Raw genomic sequence first — 18555 nt, 5'->3', positions numbered from 1 at the left:
TAGCTTAACTGTACTATAGATTTACAAAAAATTCAGGTAATAAAAAACCACTCGGTGAGACCGGGTGGCGATAGAGGTAGGGAACTAATGTGCGTAGAAGCTCGTCGACGCCGACGATTACTTCTTGGTGATGACCTTCGGCGCCTTGATGAGCGCGATGGCCGCATCGGGGTCGAACTTTCCTTGGTCGTTCTCCCCGAGGACCTTGAACCGGATGAAGGCGCTGACCGCCTGGTTACCGGTGACCAACGTCGGCTTGGGGCCGATGGTCGCCTTGCCGTTGACCTTCTTGCCGGCCAGCGACACGTCGATGACGCACTTCTTCTTGAGCAACTTGCTGAGCTGCTCTGCCTGCTTCAGGACGATCGACAATTCGTCGTCCTTGCCGAGGTTCAACACGAACCCGTCGGCGTGCTCGATCCCGGCCAGCTTGGCCATGGTCACGATCTTGTCGGTGAGCTCGGACGAGGGTTCGGCCCAGGTCGTGAGGTCGAGCATCCGGGCGCCGGACTTGTCCTTGAGCGCCATCAGCGAGTCGGAGACTTCCTTCAGCTTGAGGGCGTCGGGGTTCTCCAAGTTGTTGCTGATCACGTGGGGGGCCACGACGATCAGGCTGTTGGTGCCGGTCGTGACCTCCTTCATCCGGACGCAGTGGGCCAAGTACTGGCCCTTCTCGCTGGGACCGTTGTTCACGATCGGGACGATCGCGCCTTTGGCGGCCACGTTCTCGTCCTTCACCCGCTCGAAGTCGTCCTGGGAGTTCACCCAGATGGACGCCGAGACGTCGGCGATCTCGTTCTTGATCTCCTTGGCTCGGGGGTCGGCGCTGTTGGCCTCGACCCAATCTTTGGCCTGCGTCTTGACGACGTGCAGCTTCGGGACGGGCTTGGTCGCGGCGTTCGCGTGCGTGTTCACCAGGATGGAGGCCATCAGGGCGAACACGAGTGCGAGGCTGAACTTCTTCGACATGACAGGGCTCCTTAGATGTGCAATCGGCTCGCTCCAAGCGGACCAAGTACAGATCTGTGCGCGCTACCTATACAGTAGCGTCTGCTGTGGAAACTAACATAATTAAATAGTTGTGTCAAGTATGTTGGGTTTAAGAAAACAGTTTAGTTTTTAAACTGTGTCGACAACATTTTCGCAGAGCGAGATCGAGCAGCAATGATTGTTGCAACAAGTCCGATTATTCCAGCAAGTGTAAATACAAGTCCAAGACCTCTTCCAACACCAACGCCATACCAACTTCCAATAAGTTCTACTCCAACACCAGTTGTCATAAATGGAATAAATATAAACTGAGCTACGGGGCCAATGACAAATGCCGTAATAGGGGATGCTGATTGTTCCACACTTTGGGCAAAACCAAATACGCGGCCCAAGCGTTCTTGAGGTACAACTTTCTGCATAACTGTTTGTTCACTCGCTTCAATAAAAGGAAACATGCAAAGATAGATAAACATACATACGCCAAGCAACACTATTGAGTGTTGAATGGTCATAAATATTGATATCGTCCAAATTATTCCGTTTACTACAAACAGTGTTCGCACTGGATTTTTCCCAAGACCACGCTTTGCGATGACAAGTCCTCCAATAATGAATCCACAACTCAAGAAGCCCCATAATGTACCCCAAACTTGTACTGATACGAGGGTAAGACCGTATGGATCCATGAGTGACATAAATACTCCTCCCAAAAAATTGTTGAATGTTGTAAATAAAATAAGGGGAAACAATCCAGGAATAGATCGCACGATTGCTATTGTTCCTTTGATATCAAGTTTACTCTTTGGTACTTCGTGCACTTCGGGTGCAACTTTTTCAGGCTCAGGAATAGAAATATATAAAAGATGAAGTATCGCAATAACGGTAGCTCCTAAAGCAATTGAAAGTACTCCAGAGATTCCAATATATGCATATCCAAATCCTGCTCCTACATTTGAAAGTGCAAAAGCAATGCCCATAATTGTTCCTGTCATACCGTTTGCGCGATCTCTTTTTTCTTCTGGAACCAAAAGGGGAACAGCAGTTGGTAAAGCTATACTTCGAATATTTCCGGCAATAACACCAAAAAGCAGAAATGCTACTACAACCCAAAGTCGCACACTTTCAACAGTAGTAAACGATTCTTTAGGGGATACAGAATACATCAAGAGTGCACACGCAAAAAAGAATAGTGTAGCAAAACTTGAAATAAGCATAGCTGTTTTCTTTTTGTTGTGATCAACAATTGATCCGAGCCAAAATCCCGACACCATTACTAATACTAAGTACATTCCCGACATGATGGATGTGCCAAGTACTGATCCTGTAGTGAGGTAGACCCAATATACGACGGTAGACCATACGAGAAAGTTGGTCACAACTGCAATGAGCGAATTCCCGAGTAAGTTGAAGAATGATTTCATGATTTTAGTAATGAGATTCTATTCTAATATAGAAAACGCATTTCCAGCTAGTTCACATTCTTTGTATCAGAAACAATGATTCCGTCTTTGAGTGCAATGGTGCGTTGTGCTTTTCGAGCATATTCATTTTCGTGCGTAACCATAATGATAGATTGTCCCTCACTATTTAGCTTCAAAAATACATCAATTACTATTTTGGCATTTTCAGAATCGAGATTGGCAGTAGGTTCATCAGCAAAAAGAATATGTGGTTTATGAGCAATCGCACGGGCAATTGAAACTCGCTGTTGCTGACCTCCCGAAAGCTGATTGGGGAGATTATTCCTTTTGTGTTTGATTCCAATTCTTTCTAATGCTTCATCGGATTTTTTGTACGCTTCATGTTTTGACATCCCTTGCATAAGCATGGGAAGAGCCACGTTTTCTAATACAGTGAGTTCAGGGAGAAGGGCATAGTCTTGAAATACATAACCAAGTTCACTTAGGCGTAAATTTGTTTTTTGAGATTCACTTAAACCTGATGTGGGCTTGCCATTAAAGTACACTTCACCTGATGTAAGGGTATCAAGTAGTGATAATTGGTAGAGCAGGGTAGACTTTCCTGCGCCTGATGGACCGATGATTGCCACAAATTCACCAGTCTTAATTTCAATATCAATCTCTTTGAGTACGGTGAGTTCAAGTTCACCACTTCCATATTTTTTTAATATTTTTTCTCCTTTGATCATAAATTTTATCGTCCTAAAATAGAATCTAATGTATTCTTTCTCACAATAAGCTTTGCTGGAATGTAACCAGCAAGCACGGTAATTACTAAAAGAATAGCAACGCGCACAAGTGAGCCTGAAGTTGTGGCAACTAAAATTCCATCAGAAAATGGGAAATCAATTGGGTAGGCATCGAAGTATGGTTTTAATACTCCAAAGGTGAGGAACAATCCAATACCTGATCCTACGATCCCATAGAAGAATGCCTGACATATATATGAGAACTCAATTGCAAGAGGACTAATTCCAATACCTTTCATAACACCAATAAATTTTCGTTTTGTAACAGCGTTGATAAACACCACAATAAATACGGTGATCGCTGCTACGACAAGTGCAAATGAAGAAAGAGCATTTCCTAAAATAGTCATTGTTGATTCGATATCTCGGAGGAAAGAGGGAATAGCTTCTTCTGAAGTTTGAACTCGAGCTACTTCATCACCAAAATAGTTTTTTAATTCTGCTACAAGCGTTGGCGCATAGTCAGGTGGAACGCGTACTGCAATTTCTTGGTATTCCTCTTTGTTTACAGGAATGAAACCCTTAACTTCTTTATCAATAATAAAAGCTCTGGTTGATATTTCATCTACTTTGCTTTTTACAATGCCTTTAACCGTATATTCTTTAATTATTTTCTCACCAGATTTTGTAGTGAAAGTAACGCGTACTTTACTGCCTACATCAACTCCTTCCAATAACTCAAGTCCTGGAATGTTTGCATCAGCAAAAGAAGAATACTGCTTGAGGAGGTTTGAACCAATGAGCATTGAAGTGCGATCATCAGCATAAAGTGGTTCTCCTTTAATAATGAATCTAGAAAATCCTGTCACACGTTCTTCTATGTCTGGGTCAATACCAGTAAGACGGGCACTAATTAAATTTGTGCGTTCATTCTTTTTTGGAAGAGTAGTAAGGCTACCTAAAATTCTCACATTCACTCCATAGCGTGGAGTAAATGATTCTACCTTTGGATGATTCTCAAGAAATGAAATAACTTCAGAAGATCTCTCTATGAAGTTGTATCCCGGAAGTGCAGTGACTATAACATCACCAGAGTAGCTCTCTCGAAACTGCTTGTAGGAGCCTGAGATGAGACCTATCAACAATCCAGATACTACCACTAAGTTGAGGAAGGTGAGTACCATAATAAATATGATAAGCACTGTTGTGCCTCTATTAGCCCGACGGATTTGCCGGAAAGCTAAGAACCATCCCACGCTTATTGCAATCATGAGATGCTTGCGTATATGGTTAAGTTTCTTCATGAGTTCATTATACACACGAGGTGTAAAGAACCTAGTTTTTGTTTATTAAAAAATATTAAGTTACTTCATTATTTTCATAATACTTGATAGACTTGTTTTATGTATCTGAATTCTATTGTACAACTGCTCAAAAGCTATAGCAGAAGCGATCAGCCTGTTTTAAGCATCCTCGAATTTAAGCAAAAATTCGATGCATATTTAGAAGTGTTTCTGGCTCAAAAAGTAGCTTCAGCAGGTATTCATACTTCTGATGAGTCAATCAAAAAGATAATTGCTCAGGCTGCACTTATTGCCCATGTCGGAGGTAAGCGAGTTCGACCATATATGGCATACCTTGGATACAGCATGAGTGGGGGGATCAATAACGATACTTTTTTTGATGCTCTTGTAGGAATTGAGCTCTTTCACACATTTGCTCTTATTCACGACGACATTATTGATGAAAGTGATGAACGACATGCGCAAGCAACCGTGCATACCTTTGCTGAAAATTTATTTCCAAACGCAAAACGTGGAAAGCATTTTGGAACTGCACAAGCAATACTTGCAGGAGACCTTGTGTTTGCCTGGAGTCAGGAAGCATTGATGTGGAATACCAAACCTTCATGTTTACAGGATGTACGATCTATTTTTTCTAAAATGATTGAAGAAGTTGTTGTAGGACAAATGATTGATGTATCAATTACAAATACTGAACACGTTAAAAAAGATGATATAGAAGAGAAAAATAAATTAAAAACTGCACGATATACATTTGTTAATCCACTTAAGATTGGTGCTGCATTGGCAGGGGACGCAAAGACGTATGATGCTTTTTTTGAAGAATTTGGGATGGCGCTTGGAACAGGGTATCAAGTGCAGGATGATCTTTTAGATATTTGTGGAGATCCAAAGAAGACCGGCAAAGATAGCATGAGAGATCTTGAAGAAGGGCAGCACACATATTTTACTCAGTATATTTTTGATGAAGGAACAGAAGACCAGAAAAACACACTCATGTTACTTTTTGGAAAAGTACTTACTGAATCACAAATCGCTCAAGCGAAAGTACTCTTTGAGAGTTCAGGAGCTCTTGCTGCAGGGAGAATAATAATTGATCAAAAACTAGCAGCTGCAGAAAAATCATTAACCACGTACTCAATACCTCAAGCACACTGCGATGCATTTACTTCTATTCTTTCTCTTATCAAACAACGCTCTGCATGAGTACTCAAAACCTAAAATCTGATTTTGAATTTTGTCGCTTGATCCACAAAAAGTATGGTAAAAGTTATTACTTTGCCACAAAGTTTTTCCCCAAGGATTTAAGAAACGCAACCTATGCACTCTATGCATTTTTTAGATTGCCTGATGAAATAGTTGATTCACAAAAAGATAAGACAACAACAGAAACTAATAAAGAATTACAACAATTTAAACAGCAGTGGGAACAAGCATACACAACAGGACAGAGTAATAGTCCTGCGTTGCGAGCTAATTCATATGTATTCAAAAAATATTCTATTCCGTATGAATATAGTGAAAGCTTTTTGGATGCAATGGTGCAAGATACTCATGTTGCTCGATATGCTACATATCAAGATTTGGAAAAATATATGTATGGCTCGGCTTCTGTGGTAGGACTCATGATGAGCTATGTAATTGGTTTTTCTGATAAGCAGGCATTGGAATATGCAAAGAAATTGGGCTATGCAATGCAACTCACCAATTTTCTTCGAGATATAAAAGAAGATTATGTGCAGCGGGGAAGAATATATATGCCGTTGGATGAACTTGCGAGATTTGGTTTGCGAGAAGAAGACATTGCTCAAGAGAAAATGTCTGAGAATTTTGTGGATTTTATGAAATTCCAAATCAACCGAACTCGCGAATTATTTAAAGAAGCAGATATTGGAATTCCAATGCTTTCCCAGAAAGGCAGGTTTGCTGTAAAGATAGCAGCGGTGCTGTACGGGCATATCTTACATGAAATAGAAAAGCTAGATTACAATATTTACAAACAGAGAGCCCGTGTTTCTGTGACAAAAAAAATACTATTACTTATTAAAACAGCATTAACTACATAATTATGAAACAAAAAGCAGTAATCATTGGTGGGGGGATAGGAGGACTCGCTACAGCAATTCTCCTAGCAAAAAAAGGTTTTGAAGTTGAATTAGTAGAAAAGAATGAAAAAATTGGAGGACGAGCTAATGTATTTGAGGCTCAAGGTTTCAAATTTGATATGGGACCATCATGGTATTTGATGCCAGATGTATTTGAACACTTTTTTAATTTAGTTGGTGAGAAAATAGAAGATCATCTAGAGCTTCAGCAACTCACTCCGTCGTACCGAATATTTTTTAAAGATGAGGGGAAAGTACTAGATCTACAATCTAATGTAGCAGAAGATAAAAAACTTTTTGAATCTCTCGAACCTGGTTCTGGTGCAAAGCTTGAAGAATACTTAGCTTTGTCAAAGATACAGTATGAAATTGCAGTTAAAGATTTCATGTATAAGAATTATGATTCTATATTTGATTTCTTTAACAAGAGAGTAATGACAGAAGGTAGAAAGCTATCAGTACTTTCTAAAATGAATAAGTATGTTGAGAGATTCTTCAAATCTGAAATTATTCAAAAGATAATGCAATACCAACTTGTATTTTTAGGTAGTTCTCCTTACAACACTCCTGCGCTCTACAACATAATGAGTCACATTGATTTTAATATGGGAGTGTTTTATCCAAAAGGTGGTATCTACAAAATTATAGAAGCACTTGTAACTATTGCAAAAAAGAATGGAGTTGTATTTCGAACGTCATCACCTGTTGGAAAAATTATAATTGAAAATAAAAAAACCACTGGAGTAGAGCTAGAGAGCGGGGAAGTGATTGCTGCAGATCTTGTGATTTCAAACGCTGATATAGAACATACTGAAATGAAATTGCTTCCAAAAGAGTCTCAAACTCTTAAAGAACGATACTGGAAAAAGCGCACTATGGCGCCATCTGCATTTATTATGTATATCGGTATGAAAGATAAAGTGCCTTCTCTCACACACCACAACCTTATTTTTTGCAAAGATTGGAAGAAAAATTTTGCTGAGATATTTGATAATCCACAATGGCCTGACGATCCATCATTGTATGTATGCTGCCCCTCAAAGACCGACCCTACGGTAGCTCCAGAAGGCAAAGAGAATCTTTTTGTGTTGGTCCCTGTAGCGTCTGGACTCGAGTACGATGATGCTACATTAGATGCGTACAAAGATAAGATACTTTCTATCATGGAAAAGGAAATGAATATTCCAAATTTCAAAAACAGAATCGAATATATTCGAACGTATTCTCTCAAAGACTTTGCTAAGGACTACAATGCATACAAGGGTAGCGCATTAGGTTTAGCTCATACAATAATGCAGACAGCATTTTTCCGGCCAAATAATAGAAGTAAAAAAGTTTCAAATCTCTACTATGTAGGAGCAGGAACAAATCCGGGAATTGGAATGCCAATCTGCCTTATCTCTGCAGAACTTGCATATAAGCGAATTATGAACATCACTGATCCCGAGCCACTCAAGAAACTTTAATTAACTTCGTAGAAAGACGATACTCCAAAACACGATCATACCCACGATCGTGTTTAGTTTTGGGAAATATGTATATAGCTTGAAAAGCTTTTCTTCACTACTATTTAGTGACATGATCATGAGAAGAAGATAGGGAACTAAAAGTAGCACTGCAATTGCTCCAATATATGTATAGGCAATTATTGCTGAAACAATATAAAACACAGTACACATTACGAGTGTGGGTTTCTTTGTAAGTACGGTAGCTACAGTTGCAATGCCACTGGTTTTATCTGCATCAATATCTGGTACTGCAGAATAAGCATGCATGGCCATTGCCCACAGCATCCCACCAATAATTGGGAGAGCAGAAGGAAATACTCCTGAAATAAGTGCGTAAGTAAATACTCCCGTTGCAACATAGTGTCCTGCACTAAATATCATATCGAAACCTGGTTTTGTTTTTGCACGAATAGGAGATGCAGAGTAAAACGATGCAAAGAAAATAAATGCTGCAAAACCAATAACGCTAGGAATATTTGAAACATCTAAAAAGAATACAAAGGGTAAAGTAGTAAGAAGTACTGCAATCAAAATATATTTGTGTTCTGCAGGCATGAGCAAAGACTCATATGCCACTTTTTTGGGATTGAGCTTATCTGTCTCGTAGTCAAAAATATCGTTGATGCCGTAAATTAAGAGATTTGCAGGAAATAAAAAATAAATAAAGAATGCAATGATCCGTACATCTAATAGTACTGCAGGATTTTCCAGAAGGGGAAGAGTAGCTGCTAGACCAAGAAGGTATGGCCCGAGTTCATAGATCCAAAACCTAGGTCTGCTGATCTTTAAGATTCTTTGTAATGTCATTATGTAAGTATATCAGAATTTAAATCCTCAAATTGTATTAAATCGATAGGTACAATTATTTGATGGATAGTGAAATAATTAGTGTTTTGTGGTAATACTATGGTAGCTCTTTGATGGTAAGTAACCTTTAACTGCGGGTTTAAGCAGTATTTTTTTAGGGGATTCTTGTGATCATTCTCATTGTCGAAGACGTCCCATCGGTACGCAGAGGATTCGTCAGGCTTTGCTGTGCATCCATTAAGCCTGAACCGACGATCTATGAAGCAGGCAACCTTGAGCTTGCTCTCGAACTGTTCACCGCACACAAGGATGATCTCGACGCCGTGATCATGGACGGGTGCGTCAACAATCCCGATGTCGTTGATTCGGACGTTCTTATTCGGACGATTCGTGCCATGGGATTTCAGAAGCCTGTAATCGCCAACTCTGGTGAGGAGGACAATAACAAGCTCCTCTTCGCTGCTGGGGCAAGCCATGCGTTTCGAAAGATTGATTGCGTAGGGTTGATGAACTTTCTTAAAACCCTAGCAAGTTAGTGCCGGCAAGATTGAATCTTGCTGGTTTTTTTATACAAAAATAATGTGTAGAGATTCTATACACTAGGATAACAAAAAACAGCCCGTACGTAGGGCTGTTTTTCTTTTGCGGGGCACCGTGGAGGTTGTTAGAACTTTTTATGCAATTTCTTATAAACATAGGTAGCGAGTGTTCCACAGAGTGCCCCGACAATTAAAGTTATAAAGATTCTAAAAGGTGTAGAAAATTCTTCATTATATGAATATCCACATCCATCATTACCACAAAAAAACATTTCATATGTTAAATATCTGCCATAGATATACCAAAATACGATTGCTATTATTACAGATACTATTGAAAATACTGCCAGCGTTTTTTTCATGGATTTTATTGTATCACAGCCATTGTAGATGACTGTATTAAGTAACAAAAAACAGCCCATGTTTAGGGCTGTTTTTTTCGATGCGGAGGAGGTGAGATTCGAACTCACGGTCCCTTGCGAGACTCTTGTTTTCAAGACAAGCGCGATAGACCACTCTGCCACTCCTCCGTGTCAGCTATACTAGCAAAAATTCAGATTATTGCAAAACTTAGCGATACCGCATACTCTATATATATGAAATACATGGGCATCGACTTTGGGTCAAAGCGGGTGGGGGTGGCTGTTTCCGACAGCTCAAATGCCTTTGCCTTGCCACTAATAGTGCTTGAAAATAAGAAGAATCTCTATGATGAGCTCAATACTATTATATGTGATAAAGAAATCACACATATTATATTAGGCGAATCAAAGAACTTTCAAGGCCAGGATAATGTAATTATGGAAAAGATGCGGGTTTTTAAAGAAACTATAGAAAACAAGTTTCAAAAGCCTGTGATATTTGAGCCAGAGTTTATGTCATCTCATCAAGCAGAGCGATTCCAAGGAAAGAATGATATGCTCGACGCTTCCGCAGCTGCTATTATTTTACAAAGCTATTTAGAGAGACTAAAGAACACCGAAAATAAATAAAATATATATGAAACCAACAATTACATTTGATGATTTTGCAAAAATAGAAATTACTATTGGAAAAATACTTTCTGTAGAAAAAGTTCCTGAGACCGATAAGCTCCTCAAACTTTCTGTAAGCTTTGGTACTGAGATTCGCCAAATTGTTTCTGGAATATCACAGTATCTTCCGGATGCACAAGTATTGATAGGGAAGAAATGCCCATTTGTAACCAACTTAGAACCGAGAACAATTAAAGGACTTGAAAGTCAGGCAATGATTCTTGCCGTATCTACTGATGATGGATTATTTTCTTTACTTCAACCAAACGAAGATATCCCCGAAGGTACACGCGCGAAATAATTTTTGTATAGTATAATGAGCTCATACATAGAAGTATGAGCTCTTCACTTTTTAGAAAAATATTCACTGATCATTTTCCTCCTCCGAAATTCCTTGAGATGCCAACTATTGGATTAGATATTTCCGATGAGGTTATTCGATTTGCTGGAATGAGACACCGAGGTTCTCATTTAGAGGTTTCAACATATGGAGAAAAAGCGTTGCCAAAAGGATTGATTGAAGAAGGGTACATAAAAGACAAACAAGGATTTACAAAGATTCTTACTGATCTTCGAAAACAAAATAATTTGCAGTTTGTGAGTGTTTCATTACCTGATGAAAAGTCATATTTGTTTAAGACTCAGATTCCAGCGATGGATGAAGCTGATATTCGAGGTGCTCTGCAATTTAAAATTGAAGAAAACGTTCCTATTTCAGTTCAAGATGCCGTATTTGACTACCGTGTTATGAATCATCCAAAGGAGGGAGAAAGCATTATTGATGTGGGAGTAACAGTGCTCCATGCAAAAGTTGTTAAAAGTTATCTTGATTCTATTCGTGCATCAGGGCTTGTACCGCTCTATTTTAAAACTGAATCTCAAGCGATTGTACGTTCGGTTATTCCAAAGGGAGATCCTGGAACACATCTTATAGTTACCTTACGAGAAACCAAAGCTGTACTTATTCTTTACTCAGGAGGAGTTATTCATTTTACATCTACACTTCATATTGGAAGCGACTCTATTATCAATGCAATCAAAAAGCAGTTTTCAGTTAATGATGATGTTGCACAAAAGATCCGACAGGGAAGAGAGATTCGTGATAGTCATGACATTTTCATGACACTTGTAAATGCAGGTAATGCATTACAAGAAGAAGTACAAAAATTATTTATGTACTGGGAAAGTCATGGCAATAGTAAGCCTATAAACACAGTAATACTTACAGGATCTGATTCACTACTTGGTCTTGATGTTTATCTAGGCAAATCACTAACTATACCTGTGCATATTGCAAATGCCTGGGTAAATATAGCTCCACTTGGAGAATATATTCCTACAATTACCGAACGAGAGTCGTTGGACTATGTAGCTGCATTAGGCTTGGCAATTCCACATGATTAATTTGTATGATTAACCTTTTACCAGAACAAGAAAAAAAGTTAGCACGCGATGAGTATCGACTTAGAGTAATTGCTGTTGTTCTTTGCTCGGTTCTTATAACCATTGGTATTGGAGTTGTGTTACTCATCCCATCATATGGATTGGCAATGTATAAAAGTCGAGTTGCCCAAAATGAAGCACAGTCACTTATTGATACTACTCGAGAAGTTGCAGAACGAGCGGAACTCACAAAAGAGTTGAATACTGTAAGTAGTACTATGTCAGCTTTGTCTGGAAATCAAACAGGAAGTAATCCAAGTAGTATTGTTGCTCTTCTCATCAAACATAAGACTGCCGATAATAAAATTACTGGGTTTGGATATGAGAAGCGTGAAGGAGCATTTGTTATCCATGTGAGAGGAATTGCAAAAACTCGACAGAGTTTGCAATCTTTTGCAGCTGCAGTGCGAAAAGAAAAGGGAATAGATGATGTGGTCGTGCCTGTATCAAATTTTGCAAAGGATACAGATATTGAGTTTACATTTGATGTACTAGGAAAATGATACATTTCTCATCAACAAAAAAATTATGTCTTGTGCTAGGTCTCATAATTGTGGTGGCTATTGCTGCCTATGGTTTTTCAATAAAGCTTATTCGAGACAAAGTGATTGAAGTGTCAAAGTATCAAATAAAAGCTGATGAGAAAACAACACTTGATACAAATAATAGATCGCTTGAAGATCTCATAAAGAATAATAAAGTGGAGATAGATCAGCTACAATCACGAATTGTGAAAAAGGATGGAACTGTTTCTTTTATTGATACTGTTGAATCATATGCAAAAAGTAGTGGAATATCAGTGCTAGTAGAAAATGTCGAGGAGCGCAAACTTACTCCTGAAATAGAAGGGTACCAAGCATTGCACTTAAATGTGAAAACTCAAGGGTCATGGGAGGGAACATATAGATTCTTGTCACTACTCGAATCACTTCCATACAAACTTACTATTGAATCTGCAGAAATCAAAAACGAGATGCGAGAAACAGCTGCATGGAATAGTTTGATATCAGTTTCTGTTCTTCAGCAAAAATAAGTATTTTTATGGCATCACTAGAAACACAAGTAAAAACAGTCATCAATAAGCTTTTTAAGAAATCTCCAAAGCGTGCTTTTCGACGTAACCCTTTGCGAGACTGGCAAAAAATAATGGTTGGCTCTTTTTTGATGTGTCTCGCAATCTTTATAGTGGATGGATATTTTTTCTTTAAAATAAATAAGGGTGAGTTGTTTTCCGGGGCAGCACCACAGGCTGAAGCTTTACCCACCCTTGATCGTTCATCATTAAAAAAGTTGAATGAGACATATACTGTGCGTGAACAAAAGCTCCAAGTCCTAAAGACGACTAATGATATTCCGGCTGATCCATCTCGAGATACAAATGAAAAAAAACCGGCAACTATCAATGCTTCAGTAGCTACATCAACGGCATCATCAACTCCAGAAATAGTTGATTGACCAGGCCGTGTAGTACTGATATAGTCTTTTCACTTGCCCCTGTAGTTCAATGGATAGAACTGCGGACTTCTAAGCCGTCAATGTTGGTTCGATTCCAACCGGGGGCACATGTAGCATTTTTTTGAGAATTTGCTATAGTCATATCCACGGGCGATTAGCTCAGTTGGTAGAGCAATCCGTTTACACCGGAAAGGTCGCAGGTTCGAGTCCTGCATCGCCCACATAGATAACAAAAAACTGCATAGATATATGCAGTTTTTTGTTGGGTGTCATAGTAAGTCTGTGCTAGAGTTAATATATATATGAAAAATACAAAGCGTGGAATTGTCGCTCCGTTAGTGGTTGTATTAGTCGCTGTACTTATTATTGGTGGATTAGTATTTTATTCACGATATCAGTCTCAGTCACAGCAAGATCAAAGTTCTTATCCTGAAGTAAACAACGCAGAACAATCTGGAGCATCTCCAATCAAGCTTCTCAGTGCTGAGCTTCCTACATCTATTCCCGAACAAAGATCATATGCTGATATATTTGATTGTCAGCCCAAAGATTTTGATCCTAACCAGCGAATCCTCAATGAGAATATGACTCGCCAGGATACTGTAGATCTTGGAGGAGGATACTCACTAACTCCGTATCAGTTTGGTTGTGCTAGTAGCCAAGATTTTGTGCTAGAAGTTACAAAAAACGGCGCACGACACACGCTTTATACTCATATTTCAACATGGAGTCTTTCAGCTAATAAAGAGTTTTTGTTTTTAAATAATGCTATTAAGAATCAGAAGGGGACCTATGATTTTCAGACTCGAATAATAAACGTGAAAACAAAACAAGCAGTGAGTTTGCCAAACATTGCCTGTGCATCAACTCGAGGTTTTTGGAATGGTCAAAATCTTGTAACTTATTCTGATTACAATACAGTTGAATATGGAACTACAGAGATGAGCGATTACATAACAAATATTTGTCAGTGGAATACAGAAGGAAAAGTGCTCAATCAACTAGAAGCAAAATTATATTGGGGAGCAGCATCAGCAGCATATCTCAATGATAAAATTGGCTTTCTGCCAAAGAATTCAAATATTTTCTATGCGTACAGCAACACTGTCGCTCCAGAAAAAGTATCTGACAACACATACATGTGCTACTTGTACCTACAAGATGTAACAAATCAAAATAATCATAAGAAAATTAGAATCACAGAAGGGGAAAGGGGATACTGCCCAGAAATAGAATTTGATTTTGATGCTTTCAAGTACGATGCTACAACTATTAATTTTAAATTAGTGGATCAGAATTCTAAGAATAATTAAGTAGAAAATAAGTATAAAAAAACTTCACACGGGGGTGTGAAGGTGGACAAGGTTAAGGTACTTGTCTCGATACCGTAGAGAATACACTCTACTATTTGGAATTGCCGCTTAGGCCTTAGGCCGCCATGGAGGTGACTCCGGGCGACAGCTTGATCCGGACGCGCTTGTGGCCGATCATGTAGGCCACGACTTCCGTGAACAGCTGGGTGTCACCTCGAAGCATGGCTGTCTCGACATCGGTGAACTCGTACACTTCGGGGAACGAAAGCCCAGTGAGGGTCTCGTCTGTCCGAAGCTTGGAGAGCAGTTCGTCCGAGTTTTGGCAGTCACCAGCGATCCTTATGATCGTCGCTCGGATGAATTGCGACTGCGAGAGCTTCAGGAACGCGGTGTACTTGGCCTCGTTCTCGAAGTGGGCCCGCATGAGTGATACATGGCATTTCTCGATGCCGAAGATGTTCATGAGGACCAACCCCGTCCAGAGCCAGAACAGGAACCACATCGCCGCCAAACCGACTAACGCGATCACCACCTTACCGCTGAGCGTGAGCTCTGGGGAGAAGTGGATACCGGTGCCGAGGGCGAGGCCACCAAGGCCAAAGCACACGCAGTAGAACACGACGGTGTTCCACGAGGTGAGCCGCTTGGCCTTCATGAGCAACAGGCTCACGTGGGCCGAGACGATGACGAGCAGGGCCGGCAGGGCGAGAATCAGAGCGTACTTCACGAGAGACTCCTTCTAAGCGAATTGAGGACACGGGAAATTTGGACAAGTGGGTAAATCCCACTACTGATACTATTATACCATATATACAGTAAAAGTCAATGATTTGCATCCTCAAAATATGGCTATACTAAAGCATTATTTCCCATTTCTAGTATTTATATAGTAAGATGTGCTAATGAAGGAGATCTACTGCAAGATTTATGGCAATGTTCAAGGCGTTTTCTTTCGTGAATATGCTAAGAAAAGAGCAGGTGAATTGGGGGTTACAGGGTATGTAAAAAATCTTGATGATGGCACTGTCGAGCTTGTGGCACAAGGTGAAGATGCAGATTTGCGAACCTATTTAGGATATGTAAGTGTGGGTCCCGAAGATGGAGAAGTTGAGAGTATTAATGTGCAGTGGGGACCTTTGGATGTGCGAGAATCTGGGTTTTCGTTACTTTAAATTTAATAGAACGTAGTTAGGGAAGGATGGAAAAAATAAAATCACTATTTTCAAAACTTATAGGAGCTCAAGTTCACATTTGGATTGTGGGTGCTTTACTCGTGGTCCAGCTCAGTATTTTTGCTGTAGTCTTTTGGGCATATCGCATGACCACTGCAGAATACCTACTTCCAGTTTCACCAAATTCTGTTAAGGCGGAATTTGCCTATGGATCACGACCAGGTCTCATGAATGCTGATTACTTCAAAGAAGTGAAAGATACTTTTGTGCAGGAACAAGCAAGTTTTATTGAAGCCGATCTATCTGCCATGCTTGTGCGAGTTTATAAAGAGGGAGTCATGGTGAAGGAAGTAAAGATTCTTACAAAGGGACGAGAGGGATCATGGTGGGAAACTCCAGCGGGAATTTATAAAATAGAATCAAAATCAAAGAATCACTTTTCATCATTTGGAAAAGTGTATCAGCCATGGAGTATGGCATTTCAAGGTAACTTCTTTATTCACGGCTGGCCGTATTATCCTGACGGTACACCCGTAGCGTCTGCATTTTCTGGAGGATGTATTCGCCTTGCAGATGAAGATGCAAAAGCAATTTATGATTTGGCAGAAAAAAACATGCCGGTCCTTGTGTTTGAAAAAGATTTTGCTCCTGATTCATTCTCATACAATGCAAAGAAGCCTGATCTCTCAGCAACAAATTATCTCGTAGCAGATCTTAAGAACAACTATGTATTTCTTGAAGAGGGAGTAGATGCCGAAGTGCCAATTGCGTCTGTGACAAAGCTTATGACCTCTCTTGTCGCTGCCGAATTTATAAATATAGATAATGAAATAACCATCACAGAAAGCATGATTGCTTCTACATCGAAGCCACGATTGTTTCCTGGTCAGAAAGTTTCTATTTATAACTTGCTGTTTCCATTGCTCATGGAGTCTTCAAATGAAGCAGCTGAAGCAATTGCTCGGAGTGCTGGGCGAGATCGATTTTTAGGTCTCATGAATCAAAAGACGACAGCTCTCGGCATGAGCCATACATCACTTACAGATCCCGCAGGATTTCAGCCAACAAATATTTCAACAGCTCGAGATCTCTTTCAACTTTCAAAATATCTCTACAACAATCGAAGCTTTATTCTCAAATTAACAGCCGGACAGGTGACTAATTCTGCATATGGAAATTCTCAATTTACCAATCTTCAAAACTTTAATGCTATTCCAGGCATCAATGCAAAGTTGATTGGAGGCAAAGTGGGAAAAACAACAGCGGCTCGCGAAACGGCTGTATTAGTGTATGATATGGAACTCCAAGGTGAAAAGCGACCAATTGTTATTATTCTTCTAGGATCAGAAGATCGCTCTGCTGATGCTATCAAAGCAGTAAACTACGTAAAAGCTATATATGAGTAAATTATCTATTCCAGTTTTGTATGAAGATGCTGAGTATATTGTTATCAATAAACCAGCAGGTCTTGTAGTGCATGCCGATGGCCGCACAACTGAACCAACCGTAGTGGATTGGATTTTAGACGTGCATCCTGAAATGAAGGAAGTGGGAGAGCCCCTTGTTGTTCGTCCTGGTCAAGAAAACGAACTCACTATTTACCGACCAGGTATTGTGCATCGAATCGACCGAGATACATCAGGGGTTTTAGTTATTGCTAAAACTCAAAGTGCTTTTGAATTCCTTAAAGATCAATTTCAAGACAGAGAAGTAGAGAAGACTTACAACACATTTGTATTTACTGAGGTACCTGAAGACGAGGGAATGGTAGATCGACCAATTGGAAGAAACAAAAAAGACTTTCGATTGTGGTCTGCTCAGCGAGGTGCACGAGGAGAAATGCGTGATGCCGTCACTCATTATAAAGTACTCAAACGGGGGAATGGGTTTAGCTTTATAGAAGCAAAGCCTCGTACCGGACGAACGCATCAAATTCGAGTGCATTTTAAAGCTGTAAACTTTCCCATTGTTGCAGATCCATTATATGCGCCGAAGCGAGAAAAAGCTTTGGGTTTTGATAGATTGGCCCTTCATGCCCGAGCTATTTCCTTTAAGAACCGAGAAGGTAAGACTATTACCGTAGAAGCCCCATTACCTGAAGATTTCCAAAAAGCCTTGAAAATGCTTGATTAGCTTCAATTGTTGCCAAATATAGCAGCATATGTTACATTATCTTCTACTTATATGAACACGACCATGATCACAATTTCCCCTGTAAATATCGACGAGCGAAAGAAGCTCGACCTTCGAGCCGGAGATACTGTAAAAGTATGGCAGAAGATTAAGGAAGGCGATAAAACACGTCTTCAAGCCTTCGAAGGCCTCGTACTCGCGCGAAAGCACGGACGAGAAGCTGGAGCAACATTCACTGTTCGAAAGACAGCGTCTGGAGTAGGAGTAGAGAAGATCTTCCCATTATACTCACCAAACATTGATAAAGTAGAAGTACTCCGACGAGCAAAAGTACGACGAGCAAAGCTTTACCACATCCGAGACAAGGCAGCCAAGGAAATCAGTCGACAGATGCGACGAGTACAGGATATGCGAACAAAGGCAACTGATACTGATACAGCAGAAGAAGCACCAGTCGCAGAAACTCCAGCAGAAGTAACAGCATAAAGAATAAGCCCGCCACTCGGCGGGCTTTACTTTAGCCAAATTTTAAGTATTATAATCGTTACGCGCAGGTGGCGAAATTGGTAGACGCACTACCTTGAGGTGGTAGCGCCTTCACGG

General features: G+C 40.1%; 22 protein-coding genes and 3 tRNA genes. 17 read left to right on the top strand and 8 right to left on the bottom strand.

What is annotated here, in order from left to right:
* Positions 1-117 precede the first annotated feature (117 nt).
* The 4 genes from V4519_00125 to V4519_00110 form a co-directional block, all read right to left on the bottom strand.
* Positions 118-969 (bottom strand): hypothetical protein, encoded by an 852-nt coding sequence (locus V4519_00125; GenBank protein ID MES2436400.1) that lies wholly within the window; start codon positions 967-969, stop codon positions 118-120.
* 143 nt (positions 970-1112) lie between these two features.
* Positions 1113-2411: an MFS transporter gene (locus tag V4519_00120; protein ID MES2436399.1), complete on the bottom strand. Its 1299-nt coding sequence runs from the start codon at positions 2409-2411 to the stop codon at positions 1113-1115.
* 47 nt (positions 2412-2458) lie between these two features.
* Positions 2459-3139, bottom strand: coding sequence for an ABC transporter ATP-binding protein (locus V4519_00115; GenBank protein MES2436398.1), 681 nt, complete (start codon positions 3137-3139; stop codon positions 2459-2461).
* A 5-nt stretch (positions 3140-3144) separates the two neighbouring features.
* Positions 3145-4443, bottom strand: coding sequence for an ABC transporter permease (locus tag V4519_00110; GenBank protein ID MES2436397.1), 1299 nt, complete (start codon positions 4441-4443; stop codon positions 3145-3147).
* Between the two features lie 99 nt (positions 4444-4542).
* Here V4519_00110 and V4519_00105 point away from each other — a divergent pair, with 99 nt between their 5' ends.
* The 3 genes from V4519_00105 to crtI are packed head-to-tail and all read left to right on the top strand — an operon-like array spanning position 4543 to position 8014.
* The gene (locus V4519_00105) at positions 4543-5649 is read left to right on the top strand and encodes a polyprenyl synthetase family protein (GenBank protein MES2436396.1); all 1107 of its coding nucleotides are present in this window, start codon (positions 4543-4545) and stop codon (positions 5647-5649) included.
* Positions 5646-6509, top strand: coding sequence for a phytoene/squalene synthase family protein (locus V4519_00100; protein MES2436395.1), 864 nt, complete (start codon positions 5646-5648; stop codon positions 6507-6509). Before V4519_00105 ends, V4519_00100 begins: the two co-directional genes overlap by 4 nt.
* A 2-nt stretch (positions 6510-6511) precedes the next feature.
* On the top strand, positions 6512-8014 hold the full coding sequence (gene crtI / locus V4519_00095) for a phytoene desaturase family protein (GenBank protein MES2436394.1): 1503 nt from the start codon (positions 6512-6514) through the stop codon (positions 8012-8014).
* Here the strand turns inward: crtI and V4519_00090 are convergent, their stop codons facing one another.
* On the bottom strand, positions 8015-8863 hold the full coding sequence (locus tag V4519_00090) for a prenyltransferase (GenBank protein ID MES2436393.1): 849 nt from the start codon (positions 8861-8863) through the stop codon (positions 8015-8017). It lies immediately after the preceding gene.
* 167 nt (positions 8864-9030) lie between these two features.
* Between V4519_00090 and V4519_00085 the strand changes: the two genes are divergently transcribed.
* The gene (locus tag V4519_00085) at positions 9031-9399 is read left to right on the top strand and encodes a hypothetical protein (protein MES2436392.1); all 369 of its coding nucleotides are present in this window, start codon (positions 9031-9033) and stop codon (positions 9397-9399) included.
* Between the two features lie 128 nt (positions 9400-9527).
* Here the strand turns inward: V4519_00085 and V4519_00080 are convergent, their stop codons facing one another.
* Together V4519_00080 and V4519_00075 are read right to left on the bottom strand one after the other, a co-directional pair.
* The gene (locus V4519_00080) at positions 9528-9764 is read right to left on the bottom strand and encodes a hypothetical protein (protein MES2436391.1); all 237 of its coding nucleotides are present in this window, start codon (positions 9762-9764) and stop codon (positions 9528-9530) included.
* 83 nt (positions 9765-9847) lie between these two features.
* Positions 9848-9932: transfer RNA gene (locus tag V4519_00075), tRNA-Ser, on the bottom strand.
* A gap of 66 nt (positions 9933-9998) precedes the next feature.
* Between V4519_00075 and ruvX the strand changes: the two genes are divergently transcribed.
* The 9 genes from ruvX to V4519_00030 all read left to right on the top strand — a co-directional run bounded on the left by ruvX (position 9999) and on the right by V4519_00030 (position 14647).
* Positions 9999-10394, top strand: a complete 396-nt coding sequence (gene ruvX, locus V4519_00070; GenBank protein ID MES2436390.1) for a Holliday junction resolvase RuvX — start codon at positions 9999-10001, stop codon at positions 10392-10394.
* Positions 10395-10401: 7 nt separating this feature from the next.
* Positions 10402-10737 carry a hypothetical protein gene (locus V4519_00065; GenBank protein ID MES2436389.1) on the top strand — a complete coding sequence of 112 codons (336 nt, stop codon included), beginning with the start codon at positions 10402-10404 and terminating at the stop codon, positions 10735-10737.
* Between the two features lie 35 nt (positions 10738-10772).
* Entirely contained in the window at positions 10773-11840 is a 1068-nt protein-coding gene (pilM, locus tag V4519_00060; GenBank protein MES2436388.1) for a pilus assembly protein PilM, read from the top strand.
* A gap of 5 nt (positions 11841-11845) precedes the next feature.
* On the top strand, positions 11846-12382 hold the full coding sequence (locus tag V4519_00055) for a hypothetical protein (GenBank protein MES2436387.1): 537 nt from the start codon (positions 11846-11848) through the stop codon (positions 12380-12382).
* Positions 12379-12912 (top strand): hypothetical protein, encoded by a 534-nt coding sequence (locus tag V4519_00050; protein MES2436386.1) that lies wholly within the window; start codon positions 12379-12381, stop codon positions 12910-12912. Before V4519_00055 ends, V4519_00050 begins: the two co-directional genes overlap by 4 nt.
* Positions 12913-12920: 8 nt before the next feature.
* On the top strand, positions 12921-13334 hold the full coding sequence (locus V4519_00045; GenBank protein ID MES2436385.1) for a hypothetical protein: 414 nt from the start codon (positions 12921-12923) through the stop codon (positions 13332-13334).
* A 35-nt stretch (positions 13335-13369) separates the two neighbouring features.
* Positions 13370-13441, top strand: a tRNA-Arg gene (locus tag V4519_00040).
* Positions 13442-13482: 41 nt separating this feature from the next.
* A tRNA-Val gene (locus tag V4519_00035) sits at positions 13483-13555 on the top strand.
* A gap of 81 nt (positions 13556-13636) precedes the next feature.
* A complete protein-coding gene (locus V4519_00030) occupies positions 13637-14647 on the top strand; it encodes a hypothetical protein (GenBank protein MES2436384.1) in 1011 nt (336 codons plus the stop codon).
* A gap of 115 nt (positions 14648-14762) precedes the next feature.
* On the opposite strand, the gene V4519_00025 is transcribed toward V4519_00030, so the two are convergent.
* Positions 14763-15374: a hypothetical protein gene (locus V4519_00025; protein MES2436383.1), complete on the bottom strand. Its 612-nt coding sequence runs from the start codon at positions 15372-15374 to the stop codon at positions 14763-14765.
* A gap of 175 nt (positions 15375-15549) precedes the next feature.
* Between V4519_00025 and V4519_00020 the strand changes: the two genes are divergently transcribed.
* The 4 genes from V4519_00020 (at position 15550) to rplS (ending at position 18438) form a co-directional block, all read left to right on the top strand.
* On the top strand, positions 15550-15819 hold the full coding sequence (locus V4519_00020; protein MES2436382.1) for an acylphosphatase: 270 nt from the start codon (positions 15550-15552) through the stop codon (positions 15817-15819).
* Positions 15820-15845: 26 nt separating this feature from the next.
* Positions 15846-17225 (top strand): L,D-transpeptidase family protein, encoded by a 1380-nt coding sequence (locus tag V4519_00015; protein ID MES2436381.1) that lies wholly within the window; start codon positions 15846-15848, stop codon positions 17223-17225.
* Positions 17218-17952 (top strand): RluA family pseudouridine synthase, encoded by a 735-nt coding sequence (locus V4519_00010; GenBank protein ID MES2436380.1) that lies wholly within the window; start codon positions 17218-17220, stop codon positions 17950-17952. Before V4519_00015 ends, V4519_00010 begins: the two co-directional genes overlap by 8 nt.
* A gap of 63 nt (positions 17953-18015) precedes the next feature.
* Positions 18016-18438: a 50S ribosomal protein L19 gene (gene rplS / locus V4519_00005; protein MES2436379.1), complete on the top strand. Its 423-nt coding sequence runs from the start codon at positions 18016-18018 to the stop codon at positions 18436-18438.
* Positions 18439-18555 lie beyond the last annotated feature (117 nt).

The sequence above is a fragment of the Patescibacteria group bacterium genome (genome assembly GCA_040387855.1).
Lineage (GTDB): Bacteria > Patescibacteriota > Minisyncoccia > Phycocordibacterales > JAKAEA01 > JAZKCY01.
The sequence above is the reverse complement of the archived record's forward strand: the minus strand, read 5'-3'. Positions and strand labels throughout refer to the sequence as shown.

Coding starts and splice junctions, on each gene's coding strand:
- V4519_00125 (MES2436400.1), bottom strand. CDS start 969: ATGTCGAAGAAGTTCAGCCTCGCACTCGTGTTCGCCCTGATGGCCTCC.
- V4519_00120 (MES2436399.1), bottom strand. CDS start 2,411: ATGAAATCATTCTTCAACTTACTCGGGAATTCGCTCATTGCAGTTGTG.
- V4519_00115 (MES2436398.1), bottom strand. CDS start 3,139: ATGATCAAAGGAGAAAAAATATTAAAAAAATATGGAAGTGGTGAACTT.
- V4519_00110 (MES2436397.1), bottom strand. CDS start 4,443: ATGAAGAAACTTAACCATATACGCAAGCATCTCATGATTGCAATAAGC.
- V4519_00105 (MES2436396.1), top strand. CDS start 4,543: ATGTATCTGAATTCTATTGTACAACTGCTCAAAAGCTATAGCAGAAGC.
- V4519_00100 (MES2436395.1), top strand. CDS start 5,646: ATGAGTACTCAAAACCTAAAATCTGATTTTGAATTTTGTCGCTTGATC.
- crtI (MES2436394.1), top strand. CDS start 6,512: ATGAAACAAAAAGCAGTAATCATTGGTGGGGGGATAGGAGGACTCGCT.
- V4519_00090 (MES2436393.1), bottom strand. CDS start 8,863: ATGACATTACAAAGAATCTTAAAGATCAGCAGACCTAGGTTTTGGATC.
- V4519_00080 (MES2436391.1), bottom strand. CDS start 9,764: ATGAAAAAAACGCTGGCAGTATTTTCAATAGTATCTGTAATAATAGCA.
- ruvX (MES2436390.1), top strand. CDS start 9,999: ATGAAATACATGGGCATCGACTTTGGGTCAAAGCGGGTGGGGGTGGCT.
- V4519_00065 (MES2436389.1), top strand. CDS start 10,402: ATGAAACCAACAATTACATTTGATGATTTTGCAAAAATAGAAATTACT.
- pilM (MES2436388.1), top strand. CDS start 10,773: ATGAGCTCTTCACTTTTTAGAAAAATATTCACTGATCATTTTCCTCCT.
- V4519_00055 (MES2436387.1), top strand. CDS start 11,846: ATGATTAACCTTTTACCAGAACAAGAAAAAAAGTTAGCACGCGATGAG.
- V4519_00050 (MES2436386.1), top strand. CDS start 12,379: ATGATACATTTCTCATCAACAAAAAAATTATGTCTTGTGCTAGGTCTC.
- V4519_00045 (MES2436385.1), top strand. CDS start 12,921: ATGGCATCACTAGAAACACAAGTAAAAACAGTCATCAATAAGCTTTTT.
- V4519_00030 (MES2436384.1), top strand. CDS start 13,637: ATGAAAAATACAAAGCGTGGAATTGTCGCTCCGTTAGTGGTTGTATTA.
- V4519_00020 (MES2436382.1), top strand. CDS start 15,550: ATGAAGGAGATCTACTGCAAGATTTATGGCAATGTTCAAGGCGTTTTC.
- V4519_00015 (MES2436381.1), top strand. CDS start 15,846: ATGGAAAAAATAAAATCACTATTTTCAAAACTTATAGGAGCTCAAGTT.
- V4519_00010 (MES2436380.1), top strand. CDS start 17,218: ATGAGTAAATTATCTATTCCAGTTTTGTATGAAGATGCTGAGTATATT.
- rplS (MES2436379.1), top strand. CDS start 18,016: ATGATCACAATTTCCCCTGTAAATATCGACGAGCGAAAGAAGCTCGAC.